This window comes from Dyadobacter sp. HNCC25DJ183, assembly GCF_056895175.1.
The window spans coordinates 139,708-160,257 of the sequence record NZ_JBXHAP010000001.1 but is presented as its reverse complement, the minus strand read 5'-3'; the positions used below and the strand labels follow the sequence as shown (position 1 = coordinate 160,257).

Genomic DNA, 20,550 nt, shown 5'->3' with positions numbered 1-20,550 from the left:
GAAAATCTGCTGGCGGGTTCATTCAATTTTAAGTTTGCAGGCTTTTATAACTGATTTATGCTATATTACAACTTTTAAATCAGCGAGTAAGGCAGGAACTGTTAAGGGTATCGTTTTAATAGAAGTTCATATGGAAAAATATAAATTTATTACCGAGTTTGAATTGCGTTCCTCTCCCAAAGTGCTTTTTCCATATATATCAACCCCGTCCGGACTGGAACAGTGGTTTGCCGAGAAAGTGACGGTACTCCCTGATCACCGCTTCGATTTTCAATGGGACGGCGACAGCCATATTGCGCGTCAAACCGGTCTCCGTATTAACAAAGCAGTTCGTTTTGACTTTGAAAACACGAGTGACGATAATCTCGACAACAACCATTTGGAACTAAAATTAGAGGTGAGTGAGTTAACCCAGACAACTTTCCTGCGGGTAATCGACTATTCATCGAACCGCGACCAGGACGAGCTTGCGTCGTTGTGGGAAGGCTTTATTGATAATCTTAGAGAAATAGTTGGTAGTTGATGAAAAAGCTGGATAAGCTTGTTTTAATGTCTTTTTGGGGGCCGTTTATTATTACAATGTCGGTTGTTGTATTCGTGTTCCTTATGCGGATCATGATTTTTTACATTGACGATTTTGTGTCAAAAGACCTTGGTATCACGGATTACGCGCAGCTTTTCTTCTTTTTTAGTCTCATAACGGTTCCTACGGCGCTGCCGCTGGCTACATTGCTGTCTTCGTTGATGGCATTTGGTAACCTGGGTGAATTTTTTGAGCTCACCGCGATCAAGAGCGCAGGTATTTCGGTCACAAGAGCAATGCTGCCGCTGTTTATAGTTACGTTCGGGATCAGCGTATTTTCCTTCTTTTTCAACGACAGAGTGTCACCCTGGGCCAATTTGAAGGGGTATAGTCTTTTATATGATATCAAGACTACCAAGGCTACATTGAAAATCAAGGATGGTATCTTCTATAATGATCTGCCGGGATATAGTATTAAGGTGGATAAGAAGGAGGAAAACGGCAGGCTTAAAGGAATGGTAATTTACAAGCACAGCAACCGTTCCTACGAATTTGGCAACACCGAAGTGATACTTGCGGATTCAGGAAGAATGTATTCCATTAATGATAACCGATACCTGGTAATCGAGCTTTACAACGGAACAAGGTATACGGACGAAGCAAATTCGTCGACTTCGCGACCGGTGTACATTTCTTCGGGCGGAGCTATGACGCGGGGTTTCTCTAATTTCAGCCGCAACTCATTCAAGCATTACCGGCTTACCGAAAGTCTGGCGTCGTTTGGAATGAAGCGGACGGACGAAGGCCAGTTCAAGTACCACGAGTTCATGAAAAATATAACGGATCTGACGAAAACGGCAGATTCGCTGCGTACTTCTTATGTAGAAACGCGTAAAAACCTGGTGCCCGGAAGTCAGCAGTATTATTCCTACAATTACCGCGAAGGGACCGATAAGACTTTGAAAAAAGGAGCGTGGGTTGATTCCTTACTGGCAAAACCGGTTTCGGACAGTTTGAAAAAAGATATCCTGGAAAATGCAAAAGGTGCCGCAGGCAGCATGCTAAGCTATACCAAATCCCAGTACGATTATTTGCAAACCAAGCTCAAAGATGCGAACCGCTATGAATTGGAAAAACACCACAAGTATACCAATGCAATTTCCTGCCTGATTATGTTTTTAATCGGTGCGCCGTTGGGCGCTATCATCAAAAAGGGAGGATTTGGCGTACCGGTATTAGTATCAATCCTGTTCTTTATACTTTTATATGTATTGACTAATCAGGGTGACAAATGGGTGAAAGAAGGGTTGCTCGCAGTGCCTCTGGGCGCCTGGCTGGCCAATACTGTGCTGCTGCTGGCGGGTTTGTATTTCATCAGTAAGGCAAGAAGCGACTCGCGGTTATTTGAAAAGGATGTTTATCAAATGCAGTATAAGAGAATTAAAGCGTGGCTGACAAGTAGATTTGGGAAAAGCCAGCTTATCCAATCATAGTAAAATTATATTTTTTAAATCGCTGTAAAATCGTACTTTTGCAACCTTATTTACGGCAAGGTGCTGTAAAATACTTCTCATACAATTTAATCTGTTGTTACAATCATGTATTTAACCGCGGAAAAGAAGAGCGAGATCTTCGAATCGAAAGGTTTTAAAAAAGAGAGCGGAGACACTGGCTCAGCTGAATCACAAATTGCTTTATTTACGTACCGCATCAACTATTTGAATGAGCACTTAAAGACGCACAAGAAAGACAATGATACGCGTCTTGGTTTGCTTAAAATGGTAGGAAAGCGCAGAAGATTGTTAGACTATCTTTACAAAAAGGACATTAACCGCTACCGTGCGATTATTGCCGAATTGAACATACGTAAGTAATTTAAAATCAGGGAACTTCAATCACATGTAAGTTCCCTGATTTTTTGCGGAATTAGAAAAATCATCGGAAGGTCAGGACGGCATTCCAAAGCTACAAAAATCACTATTCTATGCTTTTTAATATAGTTAACAAGACTATACCCTTACCTGATGGCAGGGAAATCACTATTGAAACAGGAAAATTAGCAAAACAAGCCGACGGTTCGGTAGTTGTCAGACTAGGTAACACCATGTTGCTGGCGACAGTTGTGGCTAATAAAGATATTAGAGAAGGCTTGGACTTTTTACCATTATCGGTTGATTACCAGGAGAAATTCGCTTCTGCCGGTCGTATTCCGGGAAGCTTTCAGAGGCGCGAGGGAAAACTATCTGACCACGAAGTACTGATCAGCCGCCTGGTTGACAGGGTTCTTCGTCCATTGTTTCCGGAGGACTATCACGCAGAAGTACAGGTTAACATTCTTTTGATTTCTGCTGATCCAACTGCATTGCCTGACGCACTTGCTGCATTGGCGGCATCTGCTGCACTGGCGGCTTCTGATATTCCATTTAACGGACCAGTTTCTGAGGTACGCGTAGCTAAAATCGACGGACAGTATGTAGTTAACCCGGGATCAGTTGAGCTTGAAAAAGCAACACTTGACCTGATGGTTGGCGCGACTTACAACGATATCGCTATGGTGGAGGGCGAAATGAGCGAAGTTTCTGAGGAAGAAATTATCGAAGCATTGAAAGTTGCCCACGCTGTTATCAAAGAACAATGCCTTGCATTGAAAGAATTTGAAGCTGCTGTCGGTAAAACGGAGAAGAGAGAATACGTAGGTGACGATGCTGACGCAGAACTGGAAGCGCGTGTTCGCTCTTTTGCTTACGACAAAATATATGCTGTTACGCAGCAAGGTTCTACCAACAAGCAAGTTCGTAAAGACGGATTTAAAGCAGTTTGGGAAGAATTTAAAACTACAATCACAGAAGAAGAATCGCCTGAGTTCAAAGAAGGTTTGGCGAAACGTTACTTCAATGACCTGGTTTGGGAAGCATCACGCCGCCTTGTTCTGGACGAAAGGATCCGTCTGGACGGTCGCCGTCTAGACGAAGTTAGACCGATCGCGTCAGAAGTTGATTTTCTTCCGAACGCACACGGTTCTGCACTGTTCACAAGAGGTGAAACACAGTCTCTGACTACCGTTACTTTGGGTACGAAGAATGACGAGCAAATCGTTGATACCACTTTGAAATATGGGTACAGCAAATTCATGCTGCACTACAACTTCCCTGGATTTTCAACAGGTGAGGTAAAACCAAACCGTGGACCTGGTCGCCGCGAGGTGGGTCATGGAAATCTTGCATTACGTGCATTGAAAAAGGTGTTGCCACAGCTTGAAGACAATCCTTACACGATCCGTATCGTATCAGATATCCTTGAATCAAACGGATCTTCGTCTATGGCTACCGTTTGCGCAGGCTCACTGGCGTTAATGGATTCAGGTTTGAAAATCAAGGCACCTGTATCAGGGATTGCAATGGGACTTATCTCCGATGAAGCAACCGGTAAATACGCTGTTCTTTCTGACATTCTTGGGGATGAAGATCACCTGGGGGATATGGATTTTAAAGTGACAGGAACAGAGGCTGGTATCACAGCTTGTCAAATGGATATGAAGGTAAATGGTCTTTCATTTGAAGTATTGACAGAAGCTTTAATGCAAGCCAAAGCGGGCAGATTGCACATTTTGGGTGAAATGAACAAGACTATCCGTGAAAGTCGTCCAGACCTTAAACCGCATACACCTCGCGCAGTTGTCATTAAAATTGATCGTGAGATGATCGGCGCTGTAATCGGGCCTGGTGGTAAGGTTGTTCAGGATATCCAGAAAGAATCCGGAGCTACTGTGTCTATTGAAGAAAAGGATGGAGCAGGGTTTGTAAGTATATTCTCAGCTGACAAGACTTCAATGGATAAGGCCGTAGCACGTATTAAAGGAATTATCCTTGTGCCGGAAATCGGAGAAGTATATACTGGTAAAGTGAAGTCCATTATGCCTTTCGGCGCATTTGTTGAGTTCCTGCCTGGTAAAGACGGTTTGTTGCACATTTCCGAGATCAAGTGGGAAAGACTTGAACAAATGGAAGGTGTTCTGGAAGTTGGAGAAGAGATCCAGGTTAAATTGGTAGAGATCGATAAGAAAACGGGGAAATACAGACTTTCGCGTAAAGTGTTGCTACCAAAGCCAGAGAACAAAAATGCATAAAATAGTGTTTCCTTAATTGGAGACAGTATTGACGTCGTTACATTACATACTTAATAAAAGACATAGATGAGACAGCTAAAGATCAGTAAGCAAATCACCAACCGTGAAAGTCAGTCGTTAGACAAATATTTGCAGGAGATCGGAAAGGTAGATTTGTTAACGCCGGATGAGGAGGTGACCTTAGCGCAAAAGATCAGGGACGGGGACCAGCTGGCTTTGGAAAGATTGACCAAAGCAAACCTCAGGTTCGTTGTTTCCGTGGCAAAACAATACCAAAACCAGGGTCTATCTCTGGGTGACTTGATAAACGAAGGTAATTTAGGACTTATCAAAGCTGCACAGCGTTTTGATGAGACTCGTGGTTTTAAATTTATCTCATACGCAGTTTGGTGGATCCGTCAGTCGATTCTTCAGGCGCTTGCCGAGCAGTCCCGTATTGTTCGTCTGCCTTTGAACCGGGTTGGCTCGCTGAACAAGATTTCAAAAACGTTCTCTGAACTGGAACAGCGTTTCGAGCGCGAGCCTTCGCCAGAAGAACTTGCGGAAGTTCTTGAAATATCATCTTCGGAGGTCGTAGATACCATGAAAATTTCGGGTCGTCACGTATCAATGGACGCACCGTTTGTTCAGGGTGAAGAAAACAGCCTTCTGGATGTTTTGGAAAACGATCTCGAAGACAAACCTGACTCGGGACTTGTAAATGAGTCTTTGCGGAAGGAAGTTCAGAGAGCACTCTGCACATTGACACAGCGTGAAGCAGACGTTATTGCATTGTATTTCGGTTTAAATGGAGAGCATGCGATGACTTTGGAAGAGATAGGGGAGAAGTTTAACCTTACCCGTGAGCGCGTGCGCCAGATCAAAGAAAAAGCGATCAGAAGATTGCGCCATGTATCAAGAAGCAAAGCACTTAAAACTTATCTTGGTTAAGCTTTCGATCCATTCCTAGTGAATATTTATTTAAATAGCCTCCGCAAGAGGCTATTTTCTTTTACATATGGCCATTTTACAACCTTTGATTGACATTCCGGCAATTTGCTATGCGCACGGAAGCAGGCACGCGGTAGTTTCACCAGGATCGCGAAGCGCTGCGCTCACACTTGCTTTTGCGAGGCACGGCGGATTTCAGATGCATGTGTGCATGGACGAACGTTCCGCAGCTTTTATAGGACTGGGCATAGCGCAGCAAACAACCTCTGTGGTCGTATTAATCTGTACCTCCGGGAGTGCAGCTTATAACTTCGCTCCTGGTGTTGCAGAGGCCTTTTTTCAGCAGATTCCCTTGCTGATCCTTACAGCAGACCGACCCAAGGATTGGTTGCACCAGTACGACGGTCAAACCATTTATCAGAATGAAATATATGGTAAGCATGTAAAACGATCTTTCGAACTTCCTTCTGACTATGGACACAAGGATGCGGTGTGGGCCATTAACCGGATCGTGAATGAAGCAGTTGGATTGAGCGATACCAAGCCAAACGGGCCAGTGCATATTAATATTCCTATCCGTGAGCCGTTCTACCCTTCTCCGGAAGAAGAATTCGTGCAATCAGAAAATGTGCGCATTATAAACAGAGAAGTTTCTGATAGAACCATTCCGGCTGACAAGTGGAATATGTTACTGGATGAGCTGGACTCAGCCAAACGCATATTGATTGTAGGAGGACAGCATAATCCTGACCCGGAATTGGGTAGGGTACTTGCGCAAATAGCAGAAGAATGGAATGTGCCGGTTGTAGGAGATTGTATAAGCAATTTGCCTGGAAGCGAGCTCTTCGTTCGTCATCACGATCTATTTTTGAGGAGTGCAGAAGATGAAAATCTAGCTCCCGATTTGCTGATTACATTTGGATTATCGCTTGTATCAAAAGAATTAAAGCTCTTCCTGCGAAAAAATGCACCTTCGCAGCACTGGCACATAGGGCAAGACTCCTTTTTAGCCGATCCAATGCAATCCTTGACCCGACAAATACCTGTTGAACCTCTTTATTTCTTCACATCTTTATTCGAGAAGGTTGACTATCAGCTATTTGTGGAAAAATCGGATTTTCAGAATGATAGTGGCTATGGTGCTTTGTGGCAGCAAAAAGAGCATGAAGCGAGACGCTATAAGCAGCATTTTATAAGTAATTTAAGTTCGTTAAATGATCTAACATCGTTAGAATTTCTTTATTCGTCGATAAATGGGTGTTATCAGCTGCATGTAGGCAATAGCATGGCAATTAGATATGCCAATGCACTGAGTCATGAGAGCAGCCTTGGACTTTATTGCAACAGAGGGACCAGCGGAATTGACGGTTGTGTGAGCACAGCAGTTGGTGCGGCACTCGTAAACAATCAACCTACGCTCCTGATTGTCGGAGACGTGAGTTTCCTCTATGATAGAAATGGTTTACTGATACGACATTTGCCCGACAACTTGAAGATAGTAGTAATCAATAATGCAGGAGGTAATATTTTTAGAATGATCGACGGCCCTGCCGGACTGCCTGAACTTGGCGAGTATTTTGAGACCAGACATTCATTTACAGCAAAGCGGACGTGCGAAGATTCTAATATTACGTATTTTGAATTGCGGGACATTGCATTGATGCATTCGACAATGACAGATTTCCTTGCATCGAACACGATCAGTTTATTGGAAATCTTTACAAATCCGGAAGAAAATCGCCAGACCTGGAAAGCTTTGAAGTCAATGCAGGTTTAGGGTTACTGACAATACTGAGCAGCGAGTTCAGTAGCGAGAGCGTCTTTCAGTACAATTCCCTGCTTCCAGATCCTGCAAGCTTCGGGCAACTGCTTCAATCCAAAATACGCATTGCCGGTGAGCCCGTAGAGCATTTCTACGGGCTCTGCTATTTCAATGGCTTTGGAATAATATTTCAATGCTTCTCCGAATTCGTTTTTTTGAGAATAATAAATACCCAGGTTGCGTAGTGCATACCCGTTAGCCGGTAACTTTTCAAGCGATCGCTCGATCAATGCCTTTCCTTTGTCAGCCAAACCTGTATTCAACAATACATATCCTTTGTTATTTAACGCAAACGCATCATCAGGTTGCCGGTCCAGCACCTTGTCAAAACAAGCCAGGGCTGCGTTCCAGTTTTTCTCGCGGGAAAGTATCAGTCCAAGGTTATTGAGTGCCTGAGGATGCGCAGCGTCAAGAGCAAGCGCATTCTCGAAGTCAGCTTTGGCAGCAGGGTAGGACCTCATGCGATAATAAAGCGCGCCCCGATTCACATATGCTTCTACGTTATCCTTTTCCAGAGAAATCGTTTTATCATAATCGGAGATTGCGGCAACATCATTTCCCTGTGCTGCGAGCACGTCTCCTTTAATCAAAAAGAAGCGGGCAGAATCCTTGTACTCTTTTTCAATTGCCTTCAAATGCTCCACAGCATCGGTTAGCCGGCCCAGTTGGAGGGCAGCTTCACTCTTTACGAGATTTGCCTGTACGAGTGTAGGATCAATGCGGGTAGCTTCTGCCAAAATCTCATAGGCTTCTTCCGCCTTGCCCATTTTCAATAAAGTTATTCCTTTATTGAGGTATGCGTCTGAAAAATCTGCATTTTTGGAGATTGCTTCATCATATAGCCTGATTGCCTCGGCATAGTTCTTTTGAGTCAAAGCCTGATTTGCTTTCAGGAAAAAATCAGCAGCATCTTTCTTGTTCTGACTCGTACAATGCAGAAAGAATACAGCTAAAATTATTAGTGCTAATGAATATTGAAGCTTAGCAAATGGGTTTTCTAGCTTTTTTAACGACATATGAGATATATAAAGGGAATTCCAAATCCGGAGTTCAAAATTGGGCTTTATCAGTGGAACAACAAATACATTATTAAAATTGAGTCTGGTCTTTTTGAGCAAACTTACAAGATTGATGAATACGAAGTGGAACGTGCAGACGAACTGGAAGCGGGTTTGGATCAGGTTTTCATGGAATCAGTCAGGTCCAAATTCGATGCCATGCAGGAGGACTTCTTCGCTTCTCTGAGGCGCAATAATGTAGTGTTTTAGCGTACTGTAACCCCGTCAAAACCTGTTCACGTATACGCTTTTAATGTGCTTTTCGTTAGATAGCAAACAATTTCAGGCGGTATTTGTGCGCTCAGATAATCTTATATAAAGATATGGTCCATCGCATTAAATTCATTCAAAACTCCACCAACTCAGCTTCTATGGTATTAAAACGCAGCGCTTCGGCGTTCGGATTGCTTTTATGTGCAGGCACGACCTATGTGTCAGCGCAGAATACATTAACTATAACAGAGCCGGAAGCTCACTTCCGGAATGGTCTGGAATATTACGAAAAGTCTAACTATGTGGCTGCACGCCAGGAGTTTGGCCAATTCCTGAGCTCACAGAACAAATTGCTGAGCACCAGTGATTACAACAAAGTAACTGCGGAATATTATGTCGCAGTCACGGGACTTTATCTGAACTATCCGGAAGCAGAAATTCAGGTAGACCGGTTTGTAAAAAATCACGCAGAACATCCCAAGGCACAGCAGGTTTACGGAGATCTGGGACGCTACTATTTCAATTCAGGGAATTATGACAAGGCAATAACTTACCTTGAAAAGGCGGTCGAAGCACCAACTGGCGGTGGAATGAAGACGGAAAGCATGTACCAGCTTGCTATGTCGTACTATAACACGCAACAGCCGGATCTTGCATTGCCGCTTTTTAATCAGGTAAAAATGGATGCATCTTTTGCAAATGCAGGAGATGCATCATTTTATGCCGGGGTAATTAACTATCAGAAAAACAACTTTGATGTTGCTCTGGAAGATTTCCGCCGTGTAGAAACACATCCTTACTACAAAAACGAGGCGCCCAACTGGATTATCTCTTCTCTTTATCAACTAAAAGAGTTCGACCAGCTCACACAGTATGGAGAAAAGATCCTTGCTCAACAAAGAGGAAATACCAAGTTGGACGATGTTGCTCTTTACGTTGCAGAAGTTTACTATGAAAAAGGCGACTATGCTGCGGCTGTAAAAGCATACGACCGGTACAAAAGAATGAAAGCTGGTACTATGCCACCGGCGGTTGCTCTGCATTACGGACACTCGCAGTTCAGAACCAATAATTATGAGGCTACAATAACTACCTTAAAGCCCGTAAGTTCTGGTAAAGATTCTGTTTCGCAATACTCCTCATATTTACTGGGAATCAGTTACTTAAAGACTAATGCTTTAAGTAATGCTTTAACAGCCTTCGGGAATGCAGCAGGGTTAGATCACAATGAGATCGTAAAAGAAGAGGCTTCTTATAACCACGCGAAAGTGCAGCTTGAAACAGGCAACAATGCAGAAGCGGTTAAAGAGTTTACCAATTTTCTTGCTAAGTTCCCGAATAGCAAACACAAGGAAGAAACTACTGAGTTGATCGCAGAAGGTTATGCGAATGCAAGCAATAGTCAGGGTGCTATCAAATACATTGAAGGGCTGTCTTCCCGCAATGCTAAAATCAATGGCACTTATCAGAGGCTTACTTTTAATCAGGGAGTGACCGATTTCAATCAGGAGAAGTTCGATCAGGCGATTGCCATGTTTGACAAATCCCTGAAAGTACCTATCGACCCGGAGATCTCTAATTCTGCATTGTTTTACAAAGCGGAGTCAGTATATGCACTGAAAAGAGTGGATGAAGCAGCTTCGCTCTACACTCAGATTTCAAAAAATCCCAAAGCTGGTATATACGCGCGGAAGAGCTTGTATGCATTAGGATACATTTATTACAATCAGAAAAAATACAGCCAGGCGCTACCCTATTTCAAGGAGTTCACTTCCAATATTGAAGGAATGGACGTGCAGATGATCGAAGATGCGCATTCAAGATTAGCGGATTGCTACCTGGCCGCGAAGAACTACAATGAGGCGATACGGACTTATGAGCAGGTTGCTTCAAAAGGAAAGGTCGACAAAGACTATGCGATGTTCCAGAAGGGACGGGCTTATGTATATATGAACCGCGAAGCCGAGGCGCGCAAGCAATTTGAACTGCTGATCAGCCAATATCCTTCATCACGTTACCTGGATGATGCGTACTTCCAAATGGCTGATATTGATTTCCAAAATCAGAGTTACTCAGCGGCTGTGAAAGGCTTCACACGGATGATCAACGAGCAGCCTAAAAGTTTGATGATCCCTGCTGCATTGCTGCGCCGGGCTCAGTCTTACTATAACCTGCAGGTATACGAACAGGCAATTGTCGATTTCCGTAAGATCCTGACTGAACATCCCGAGTCGCCTTCTGCAAGCAGCGCGCTGGAAGGTATTCAGGAAAGTTACACGGCCGTGGGCAGACCTGAGGAGTTTACACAGGTACTTGGAGTGGTGAGGAAAAACAATCCCGGCAATGAGAAGCTCGAAGAAGTTGAGTTCGATAACGTGCGTAACCTGTACTATGCAGAGAAGTACGACAATGCGATTCAGGCCCTGAAAGGATTTTTGTCGAGCTACCCGGCAAGCAAGCACAAGTTTGACGCGAACTACTTTATCGCTTCATCTTATGACAAGCTTGGCCAGGTAAATGAGGCATTGCAGGGATACAGACAAGTTGTTCAGGATAATAAATCAACTTTCGTGGCTGCTTCCGCGCAACGTTCGGCTGAGTTGGAGATTGGGCGGGGTAATTACAACAATGCAGTTACCAATTTCAGGATCCTGTTGCGGAACTCGGAAAATAAGAAAGAGCAGACACAGGCCTGGATTGGTTTGATGGATACCTACTATACCCTGAAAAGCTACGATTCAACACTTTATTATGCCAAAGAGGTGATTAACGTAGGAAATGTAGTTCCTGGTGGGCTTGGTAAGGCGCAGCTGTACCTGGGTAAAGTTCCTTATGAGAAAGGTGATCTGACGAAAGCAGCAGAGGAGTTCCGGAAAATTTCCAAATCCTCTAAGGATGAATTTGGCGCAGAGGCAAGCTACTGGGGAGCAATGATCCTTTTCAAGGAGAAGAAGTATAAGGAGGCTGAGACTGCCATTATTGAGATGGGTAAATCCTTTGAAGGCTACGATTACTGGCGTGCACGGTCATTCATCCTGCTGGCAGATGTATACGCCGGTTTGAATGAAGTTGGTCAGGCAAAAGCGACACTGAATTCTATCATTGAAAATTCAGATGATAAAGAAGCAGTAGAGCTGGCTAAAGAAAAGCTAACCCAAATTGAGAAACTGAAATAGTCCACTCCGGTCGAACAAAAAATATTGGTACAAATGATTAAAACGCAAGCATCGCGAATTGTTATCGCAGGTATAGCTTCGGCTTTCACGTTCTCTCAGGCACTTGCCCAACGCGGTGAGATTGAAAGTCAGACCTATGAGATTGTAAAAGAGAAAAGCATTGAATTTGCTCCGGCCAACCGGGTGTTTGATAAAGTACAACCCGTAAAAGGTGAAACGGGAAAGAAGAAAGTGTCTTACGAGATCATTGATCCGCAGATAAACATTTCTTCCCCTAAACTTACTCCCGCCGTTGCCGCTACGTCCGATCAGAAGGAGAAGGATGAAAAAGACGTACTGAATAACTACGTGAAGCTGGGCGCAGGTAACTACGGCCGTTTTCTCGGGGAAGCTTTTGTAGGTGGCCGGCCAGCGGAGGATCTTGCATTTACGACACAGTTGAAGCATCTGTCAGCAGCAAACGGACCGGTAGATGGTAAGAATTCCGGTAATGCATCCACAAACATCAAGATCGGTGGAAAGTATATCCGGAGTAAATATAAAATGGATGCCGGTTTGGAATATGATCGCAAGAATTATTATTTCTACGGTTATCAGCCGCAACCGGAAGGGATTGTTGTAGACCGTGACACGATCAGGCAAACTGTTAACCAGTTTGGTGTAAACCTCGGTTTTGAAAATACCGATGCTTCTGTTCTTGTCGATTATTCGGTTAAAACGAGTCTGAATACATTGCGCGACCGATACAGCGCGTCCGAGCTGGACTGGGGAACAAAACTGAATGCATCCGTGCCGATCAGTGAGAGTTTCTACGCTTTGCTTGAAGCAGACGCATTCGTTTCGCAGCGGGTTGATCAGCTTACCTATAACAGGAACCTGTTCAGGGTACAGCCTACATTCAAGTATGTGACGGATATCTATTCCGTTTCGGCCGGACTTAACGTTGTTAATGAAACAGACGAGGAGCTGAATATCAACAAAACAAAAGCCTTTCCCGCTGTGAACCTGGACGTGACCCCATTTACGGGTTTGCATATCTTTGCTGGCTGGAATGGCGACATTGTCAGAAATACTTTAAGAAGTATGCTGGCAGAAAATCAGTGGCTTGGTCCGAATGTGCTTATTGTGAATACAGAGAAAACATCTGAGATAAGCGCCGGCGTAAAAGGCGAAGTGAGCGGTGGCTTTAACTATGAAGGTAAAGTAGCGTATACCAGCTATCGCAACTTCTACAACTTTAACAACTCCCTGGCGGATACTTCCAGGTTCTCGATCATTTATGATCCGGGAAAAACGAAGGTGCTGACGATATCGGCGCAGGCGGGTTACAATTTCAATGATGTATTTAAAACCTCGTTAAAAGCTAACTTCTTCGACTATGCAATGTCGTCGAAAGTGGAGGATGCGTGGCATCGGCCTGATCTTACCATAAACTGGTTCAATGCGCTTACAATAAGTAAAAAGCTGTTCGTTACCTCCGATTTTTACGTTTTGAGGGGTTTAAAAGCGAAAAATTTTCAAAGCGGTGTTGTAACAAAATTGCCGGTTATTGCTGATCTGAATTTCAAGATTGACTACCTGTTAACCAAGAACTTCTCTGCTTTTGTGGCGCTGAACAATGTGTTGGGCAAGCAGTACCAGCGTTATCAGTACTACCCTCAGCAGGGCCTGAACTTTATTGGAGGATTGTCATTTTCTTTTTAACTTCGTCGGGTTAACTCCAATAAGAGCTTCATGATCGCAGTTGAAACCGTATTAAGAAAACTTATCAGCGAATACGAATTTGTAATCATCCCTGGTTTCGGTGCGCTTTTGTCTCACCACATCCCGGCTGCTTACGACAGTAATTCGGGCTTCTTTTCGCCTCCGGCCAAGAAGCTTGCTTTCAATGAATATCTTAAACTGGACGACGGTTTACTTGCCAACTACATTTCGCGGCAGGAAAAGTGCACCCACACCGAGGCAGTTGATTACGTTAAAGGTTACACCGACCAATTACGGCAGGAGCTCGACGCTCGTGGACAGGCTGTTATAGCAGGAGTTGGAGAGTTCGGAAGGAATGTGGAAGGAAAGCTTGTATTTGAGCCAAAAACGGAGAAGTACTTTAAAGATGAGTGGTACGGCTTCGAGAAGGTTAAAGTAAAGCACTTTAACAAGCAGGTTGCAACGAAAACAGCTGCGCAGGCCTTTGCCACAGCACATGAAGTTGAAGTAATCGAGTTCGAAGACGAAAAGGTTAGGTCAATTAATTGGAGACGTTGGGCTGCGGCCGCAGTGGTTACATTGCTTTGCGGACTCAGCTTCTTCTTCGTTAACTCACAGAATTCGGACATTCAAAGTACATTAAACCCGTTCAAGGAGATGTTTTCCAGGAGCGAGGTACCACAGGAGCAGCAAACGACTGTTGAAGAGCCGGCACCTGTTGAGAACAATGAGACAGTAGTTGTTAAAGAAGATTCAGGCAAGCTGGAATTGGAAGATAATGCAGTAACCAAGGTTGATTCGTCAGCCATTGCTGTGCCTTCACCTGCACCTGTTGAGGCTGTTCATATTGCATCACCTAAATTCTATGTGATCGCAGGCGCATTCAAAGGTCCAAGACAAGCAAATGTGCTGCTAGCTGATTTGAAGGAGAAGGGATTTGAAAATGCATTGATTATACCCGGTAACAGATACAGCACCAAAGTAAAGGTTGCGATCGACAGCTTCGAAAGCGAAAAGGAGGCCTACCGCGCATCTGTGCGCCTGAAATCGGTTATAGGTCAGGAAGGCTGGGTCTTTAAGCCTAAAACAAACAAATAATTGAAAAAGGAAGCTTCTGGCTTCCTTTTTTGTTGCATACGAATTTTCCTAAATTTACGTTTTCGAGGAAATAACTATTAGCGTCAATGATTACATTACAAGCTGAGGATCGTCAGAGAATTGCGGTTTCATGGGCCTGGTCCTTTGGAATAACCGCAGCCATGCTAGGCTTATTCTTCTTTATCCGGCTGAACAGTTCCATGCCCAAGGTAGAGCCGATGGAGTTGTTTGTAGAAGTTAACTACGGCACCGACAAGGTTGGGAAAGGCGATATACAAACTTTCAACAAGCCGAACGACAGCAAGGTAGCGCAGAACATGCGCGCAGATGCCGACGAGGTGAAGAAGGTAAAATCTGTCGCTACTCCGAAGCCGACGCCACCGAAACCTCCTAAAATAGAATCACCGAAGCCAACAAAAACGGTCGCAGAAAAGCCTGTAATTGCATCTAAGGTCGAGAGCCCAGTGGAGGCGCCTGAAAAGACTGACGTTAAGAAATCAACTGGAAGCGAAAATTCATCTGCGCCTGCTGCCAAGCCTGCTCCTGAAAAAGCAATCAACAGAGATGCATTGTTTTCAAAATCATCAGGAAGCAAATCCGGAAGTAATGGTACCAATGGAACGCAGAGCGGGGTTGGAGGAAATAATAATGGAGACGATGCCGATGGAATTGGTGATAAAGGTTCAAAGAGCGGAAGCCTGTTTGCCAAGACCTATAAAGGTGAAGGCGGCGGAGGCGGCACGGCGGTGGGCCTTAACCTCTCAGGCTGGGGCTGGGCAAGAAGACCTGTTGTAGACGATAATTCGGATGCTACCGGCGATATTACCTTCAAGATTACTGTTGACAAAAACGGCAGGGTTAAAAATATCGTGACAGCGAGTACGACAGTAACCGACTATTCGGTAGTTAACAAGTACAAAAGCGCAGTTAGAGATCTAACATTTATTCCAAAATCGTCTAATGTACCTGATGAATCAGTCGGTACGATCACGTTTAAAATTCGTTCTAGATAATAAGTAATGGACTATCAGGAGACGCTGGACTTCCTTTACAGCAAACTACCGGTTTTTCAGAACATTGGGGCCCGTGCTTTTAAGCCGGGCCTTCGTACTACTCAGGAGCTCTGTAAATCATTGGGTGACCCTCAGACTAAGTATCCAACTATTCATGTAGGCGGTACCAATGGGAAAGGGAGTACTTCCCACATGCTGGCAGCAGTACTGCAACAAGCCGGGTACAAGGTCGGTTTATATACTTCTCCTCATTTGAAGGACTTCCGAGAGCGAATCAGAATTAATGGCGCTTGTGTCAGTGAGCAATTTGTTGTTGATTTTACTAGTGACATCAAATCTAACATTGATAGATTAAGTCCTTCTTTTTTTGAAGTTACTGTTGCAATGGCATTTTCCTATTTTGCACAGCAACATGTAGATGTTGCTGTGATTGAGGTGGGAATGGGCGGGAGGCTGGATTCTACGAACATTATTACGCCTGTCGTCTCTGTGATTACAAATGTGAGTCTTGATCATACGCAATTCCTTGGGAATACGCTTGTGGAGATTGCCGGTGAAAAGGCGGGTATTATCAAGAACAATGTGCCTGTGGTGATCAGTGAGTACCAGGAAGAGGGTGTCAGTAATGTGTTTCTAAAACAAGCCGAAGCACTGCAAGCTCCTGTCTGTTTTGGAGAAAAGGAATTTGTTGTCAAAGGCGCTGGACTTGTCGATGGAAAACTGGCTGTAAGCGTGAAGCATCGTGGCGAAGATCAATCAGACAGCTTGCGTTTAGACCTTACCGGCTCTTATCAGGTCAAGAACCTGGCAGGAGTTCTGACTACATTGAAAGTTCTGAACGACAACGGTTTTTCCGTTAGTCAGGAAGCAATTGCGTCTGCATTAAGCTCAGTGGTAAACCTCACAGGACTTAAAGGACGCTGGCAGCAACTTGGAACGGAACCGGCGGTTTTCTGCGATACCGCTCACAACATCGGCGGACTTGAAAATACAATCCGGCAGTTTGAATCTCTTCCACATGCGCAAATGCGCTTTGTTGTCGGCTTTGTAAAGGACAAAGATATTTCTGCAATGCTGTCCCTTTTTCCTAAAACCGCTACATACTACTTCTGCGCACCATCGAATTTGCGTGCCTTGAATGCAGCGGAATTAAGAGAAACGGCCGCTGGCTTCGGGTTGGGCGGCGCATGTTACAGTGATGTTAACCAGGCTTTGAAGGCCGCTCAGGACGCTTCCTCAAAAGAAGATATTATTTATGTGGGAGGCAGCACTTTTGTGGTAGCCGATCTGGATCAATTATAGTTTAAATTAAATGACAAGAAGGAAATTATATCATTACAATTTTAGTGCGCAGGCCGATAATGTAATAGAGTCAGGGAAACTGCTTTACCAGGAAATAAAAGGTAATTGGAACAAACGCTACTTTAAGAATGAAAACCCGATCGTTGTGGAGCTGGCTTGCGGGAAAGGCGAGTATACGGTAGGGCTTGGAAGGAAATTCCCGGACAAAAACTTCATAGGAATGGACATCAAAGGTGACCGCATTGCGAGAGGAAGTGCAATGGCCACCGAGTTTAATCTGGCAAATGTGGCTTTTCTTCGTGGCGGGATCCAGTATTCGCATGAATTCTTTGAAGAAAACGAATTAAGTGAGATCTGGTTGATCCATCCAGACCCGCAGGTTCGCGAGAGGGACGAGCATAAGAGATTGACCAACCCAAATTTCCTGGAAAAGTATGCCGGATTTATCAGGCCGGGTGGATTGTTTTCCCTGAAAACAGACAGTACATTCCTTTATGAGTATAGTCTGGAAACATTGAAGAATTCTCCCAGGTATAAAATCCTGGAACATACCGACGACTTGTACCAATCTACTTTGCTGGATGATCATCATGGAGTAAAGACGCATTACGAGACGATCTTTACAGGCAAAGGTTACACTATCAAATACATTAAAGCCGAAGTATTATATTAAAAAGGCCCGCCGGAATGTTCCAGCGGGCCTCTAAGCTTGTTATTTGATCAGACTATTTGTTGATCAATCCAGCGAAGTATTTAACTGTTCTTACCAGCTGAGAAACGTATGACATTTCATTGTCGTACCATGCTACTGTTCTTACCAGCTGCGTATCGCCCACTTTTTGAACTCTTGTTTGAGTCGCATCGAAAAGTGAACCGTAGTTGATACCGATGATATCGCTGCTCACGATTTCATCTTCTGTGTAGCCGTAGCTTTCGTTTGCTGCCGCTTTCATAGCTGCATTCACTTCTTCAACACTTGTTTCTTTTCCAAGAACCACTGTCAATTCAGTTAAAGAACCTGTCAGTGTAGGAACGCGTTGTGCTGAACCATCCAGTTTGCCTTTCAATGAAGGCAATACAAGACCGATCGCTTTTGCCGCACCTGTGCTGTTTGGAACGATGTTCTGAGCAGCAGCTCTCGCTCTTCTCAAATCTCCTTTTGGATGTGGTGCATCCTGCGTATTCTGGTCGTTGGTATAAGCGTGGATTGTTGTCATTAAGCCATTAACGATACCGAATTTCTCTTCCAAAACCTGCGCCATAGGAGCAAGACAGTTGGTAGTACAAGAAGCACCGCTGATGATGGTTTCAGAACCGTCAAGAATATCGTGGTTTACATTGAAAACAATAGTTTTCAGATCACCTGTAGCAGGAGCTGAGATAACTACTTTTTTCGCGCCAGCCTTGATGTGAGCGCTTGCTGACTCCTGGCTTGTGAAGAAGCCGGTACATTCAAGAACCACGTCTACATCATGCGATCCCCAGGGAATTTGAGCCGGGTCACGTTGTGCGTAGATCACGATATTTTCGCCGTTAACAACTACTGAGTTATCTGTTGATTTAACTTCTGCGTCAAACCGTCCTTGTGCTGTATCGTATTTAAGTAGATGTGCTAGAACCTTTGGGCTGGTAAGGTCATTTATGGCGACAATTTCGATACCCTCCATATTGTAGATCTGGCGGTATACGAGGCGACCGATTCGGCCAAAACCATTGATTGCGACTTTAACTGTAGACATATCTTATTTGATTGGTTAATTATGGGCAAAAATACGAAAAATGGCGTGTATTTAAAGGATAATGGCCGAAAATTGAGGTTAAATAAGCACTAACACTGCGCTATCTCATAACTGTTTATACTACTTATATTAGTAAATTTGGATCACACTAACTATTTATTTTAGTATTTTTGAGTTCTTATTTACTAATTATAGTAGCATCCAATCAGTTTTGTTCTTGTTTTAAAATGATTACTTTCGTTAAGCCTTTCAATGTAGGCCTTGATGAGAATTGGCTATTTATCTAGTTAAGTTAGAACTTTTAAATATAGTGCGGGGCGGCAAAAATAGAATTACGCTTTTTCTCATAACTGAGTGATTATCAAATTGTTTATTATATTATATTAATCTATTACTTTAACATGACAGTTGCTGAGACTATTGAGAATTACTGGCAGAACAGAGAACTTTTGAAAGAGGAGAGCGCAAAGGGTTTTATTAAGGACCTTATAGAAGAAGTTGACAAGGGAAGGCTTCGCGTAGCAGAGCCACAGCCTGACGGTTCATGGACGGTTAACCAAGCGCTAAAAAAAGCAATCATTCTTTATTTCCCAATTCAACAAATGCAGACAACAGAATTGGGAATTTTCGAATACCATGACAAGATGAAGTTAAAGACCGGATACGAGCAACTCGGAGTGCGCGTGGTTCCGCCAGCTGTTGCCCGCTACGGAGCATACATTTCCAGGGGAGTTGTACTAATGCCTTCTTACGTCAACATTGGCGCATATATAGATGAAGGAACAATGGTCGACACCTGGGCGACTGTGGGAAGCTGCGCGCAGATCGGAAAAAACGTTCACCTCAGCGGTGGCGTCGGAATAGGAGGGGTGTTGGAGCCGGTACAAGCTTCACCAGTAATTATTGAAGATGGGGCATTCATTGGCTCACGTTGTATTGTGGTAGAAGGCGCGCACGTGGGTAAGAGAGCTGTACTGGGTGCTGGTGTGACAATTACCGGCAGCTCGAAGATCATCGACGTTACTGGCAGCGAACCAGTTGAATATAAAGGATTTGTTCCCGAAGACTCTGTTGTAATTCCCGGAACATTGCCGAAAGAGTTTGCAGCAGGTACCTATCACGTTCCATGTGCATTGATCATTGGAAAGAGAAAGGCCAGCACAGACTTGAAAACGTCTCTGAACGACGCATTAAGAGAAAATCAGGTAGCTATCTAACTGAACTTACCAGACGAATATGAAATACGGTGCCGCCACGGTGCCGTATTTTTTTGTGTTCACACTTCAAAGATGTTCGCGTTACTATCACTATTGCTCAGTCTATATTTGCGAATCACAGGATTTACAATATTAATACCGATAATTTACATTTGTATTATTTAGTTTAGTTGTAGAGTTGCGGCTTGTAAATTACATTTGTAACAGTTAAGCTTTTAGCCGATTTTACAAATGACATTAAGCGATAAGATTAAACAAATACTTGCCGACAAGGCACTCTCACCCTCCATATTCGCAGATGAAATTGGGGTACAGCGTTCCAGCATGTCGCATATACTGGCCGGACGCAATAAACCGAGTCTGGAAATGGTACAGAAGATTGTTAAACGATATCCTGACTTAGGATTAGAGTGGATTCTCGATGAAAATGAGCTGCCACAATCAGCACCTGAACAACCTGCACCAAGGATAAAGAAAGAGACTGCTGTTTCAGCGCAGCCTCAGGAGAGAATGGTAGAAGAGCCGAAAACAATAGCTGCTCTATCTGAAAAACGCGTGGATCGGATTATAATTTTTTACACGGACGGGACATTCAAGGAGTTCCAAGAGAAGTAAGTCAGAGGTTTACT

At 43.9% G+C, this 20,550-nt stretch carries 17 protein-coding genes; 15 read left to right on the top strand and 2 right to left on the bottom strand.

Features of this window, described 5'->3' with window-relative positions:
* The first annotated feature begins 130 nt into the window (after positions 1 to 130).
* The 6 genes from AC1XTG_RS00595 (at position 131) to menD (ending at position 7,356) form a co-directional block, all read left to right on the top strand.
* Positions 131 to 523, top strand: a complete 393-nt coding sequence (locus AC1XTG_RS00595) for an START-like domain-containing protein (protein WP_031527903.1) — start codon at positions 131 to 133, stop codon at positions 521 to 523.
* Positions 523 to 2,016, top strand: coding sequence for an LptF/LptG family permease (locus AC1XTG_RS00590; RefSeq protein ID WP_484840607.1), 1,494 nt, complete (start codon positions 523 to 525; stop codon positions 2,014 to 2,016). The genes AC1XTG_RS00595 and AC1XTG_RS00590 overlap by 1 nt, the downstream gene beginning before the upstream one ends.
* A 105-nt stretch (positions 2,017 to 2,121) precedes the next feature.
* Positions 2,122 to 2,397 (top strand): 30S ribosomal protein S15, encoded by a 276-nt coding sequence (gene rpsO / locus AC1XTG_RS00585; protein WP_031527901.1) that lies wholly within the window; start codon positions 2,122 to 2,124, stop codon positions 2,395 to 2,397.
* 110 nt (positions 2,398 to 2,507) lie between these two features.
* Positions 2,508 to 4,649: a polyribonucleotide nucleotidyltransferase gene (gene pnp, locus AC1XTG_RS00580; RefSeq protein ID WP_056288126.1), complete on the top strand. Its 2,142-nt coding sequence runs from the start codon at positions 2,508 to 2,510 to the stop codon at positions 4,647 to 4,649.
* 66 nt (positions 4,650 to 4,715) lie between these two features.
* Positions 4,716 to 5,579, top strand: coding sequence for a sigma-70 family RNA polymerase sigma factor (locus AC1XTG_RS00575; RefSeq protein WP_015810559.1), 864 nt, complete (start codon positions 4,716 to 4,718; stop codon positions 5,577 to 5,579).
* Between the two features lie 67 nt (positions 5,580 to 5,646).
* Positions 5,647 to 7,356, top strand: a complete 1,710-nt coding sequence (gene menD, locus AC1XTG_RS00570) for a 2-succinyl-5-enolpyruvyl-6-hydroxy-3-cyclohexene-1-carboxylic-acid synthase (protein WP_484840606.1) — start codon at positions 5,647 to 5,649, stop codon at positions 7,354 to 7,356.
* A gap of 2 nt (positions 7,357 to 7,358) precedes the next feature.
* Here menD and AC1XTG_RS00565 read toward each other — a convergent pair whose 3' ends face one another.
* The gene (locus AC1XTG_RS00565; protein WP_484840605.1) at positions 7,359 to 8,417 is read right to left on the bottom strand and encodes a tetratricopeptide repeat protein; all 1,059 of its coding nucleotides are present in this window, start codon (positions 8,415 to 8,417) and stop codon (positions 7,359 to 7,361) included.
* Between AC1XTG_RS00565 and AC1XTG_RS00560 the strand changes: the two genes are divergently transcribed.
* The 7 genes from AC1XTG_RS00560 (at position 8,418) to trmB (ending at position 17,638) form a co-directional block, all read left to right on the top strand.
* Positions 8,418 to 8,669 carry a hypothetical protein gene (locus AC1XTG_RS00560; protein ID WP_484840604.1) on the top strand — a complete coding sequence of 84 codons (252 nt, stop codon included), beginning with the start codon at positions 8,418 to 8,420 and terminating at the stop codon, positions 8,667 to 8,669. It begins immediately after the preceding gene.
* Positions 8,670 to 8,782: 113 nt separating this feature from the next.
* Positions 8,783 to 11,848 carry a tetratricopeptide repeat protein gene (locus AC1XTG_RS00555; protein WP_484840603.1) on the top strand — a complete coding sequence of 1,022 codons (3,066 nt, stop codon included), beginning with the start codon at positions 8,783 to 8,785 and terminating at the stop codon, positions 11,846 to 11,848.
* Positions 11,849 to 11,881: 33 nt separating this feature from the next.
* Positions 11,882 to 13,552: a TonB-dependent receptor gene (locus tag AC1XTG_RS00550; RefSeq protein ID WP_056288143.1), complete on the top strand. Its 1,671-nt coding sequence runs from the start codon at positions 11,882 to 11,884 to the stop codon at positions 13,550 to 13,552.
* A 30-nt stretch (positions 13,553 to 13,582) separates the two neighbouring features.
* Positions 13,583 to 14,650 (top strand): HU domain-containing protein, encoded by a 1,068-nt coding sequence (locus AC1XTG_RS00545; RefSeq protein WP_484840602.1) that lies wholly within the window; start codon positions 13,583 to 13,585, stop codon positions 14,648 to 14,650.
* 86 nt (positions 14,651 to 14,736) lie between these two features.
* Positions 14,737 to 15,663: a hypothetical protein gene (locus AC1XTG_RS00540; protein WP_484840601.1), complete on the top strand. Its 927-nt coding sequence runs from the start codon at positions 14,737 to 14,739 to the stop codon at positions 15,661 to 15,663.
* A gap of 6 nt (positions 15,664 to 15,669) precedes the next feature.
* Positions 15,670 to 16,965, top strand: a complete 1,296-nt coding sequence (locus AC1XTG_RS00535) for a bifunctional folylpolyglutamate synthase/dihydrofolate synthase (protein WP_484840600.1) — start codon at positions 15,670 to 15,672, stop codon at positions 16,963 to 16,965.
* 10 nt (positions 16,966 to 16,975) lie between these two features.
* A complete protein-coding gene (gene trmB / locus AC1XTG_RS00530; RefSeq protein WP_484840599.1) occupies positions 16,976 to 17,638 on the top strand; it encodes a tRNA (guanosine(46)-N7)-methyltransferase TrmB in 663 nt (220 codons plus the stop codon).
* 52 nt (positions 17,639 to 17,690) lie between these two features.
* On the opposite strand, the gene gap is transcribed toward trmB, so the two are convergent.
* Positions 17,691 to 18,704, bottom strand: coding sequence for a type I glyceraldehyde-3-phosphate dehydrogenase (gene gap, locus AC1XTG_RS00525; protein WP_056288161.1), 1,014 nt, complete (start codon positions 18,702 to 18,704; stop codon positions 17,691 to 17,693).
* Between the two features lie 401 nt (positions 18,705 to 19,105).
* On the opposite strand from gap, the gene AC1XTG_RS00520 reads away from it, so the two are divergent.
* Together AC1XTG_RS00520 and AC1XTG_RS00515 are read left to right on the top strand one after the other, a co-directional pair.
* Positions 19,106 to 19,921 (top strand): 2,3,4,5-tetrahydropyridine-2,6-dicarboxylate N-succinyltransferase, encoded by an 816-nt coding sequence (locus AC1XTG_RS00520; RefSeq protein WP_056288164.1) that lies wholly within the window; start codon positions 19,106 to 19,108, stop codon positions 19,919 to 19,921.
* A 231-nt stretch (positions 19,922 to 20,152) separates the two neighbouring features.
* Complete coding sequence (locus tag AC1XTG_RS00515) at positions 20,153 to 20,536, top strand: helix-turn-helix transcriptional regulator (RefSeq protein WP_484840598.1); 384 nt, start codon at positions 20,153 to 20,155, stop codon at positions 20,534 to 20,536.
* Positions 20,537 to 20,550 lie beyond the last annotated feature (14 nt).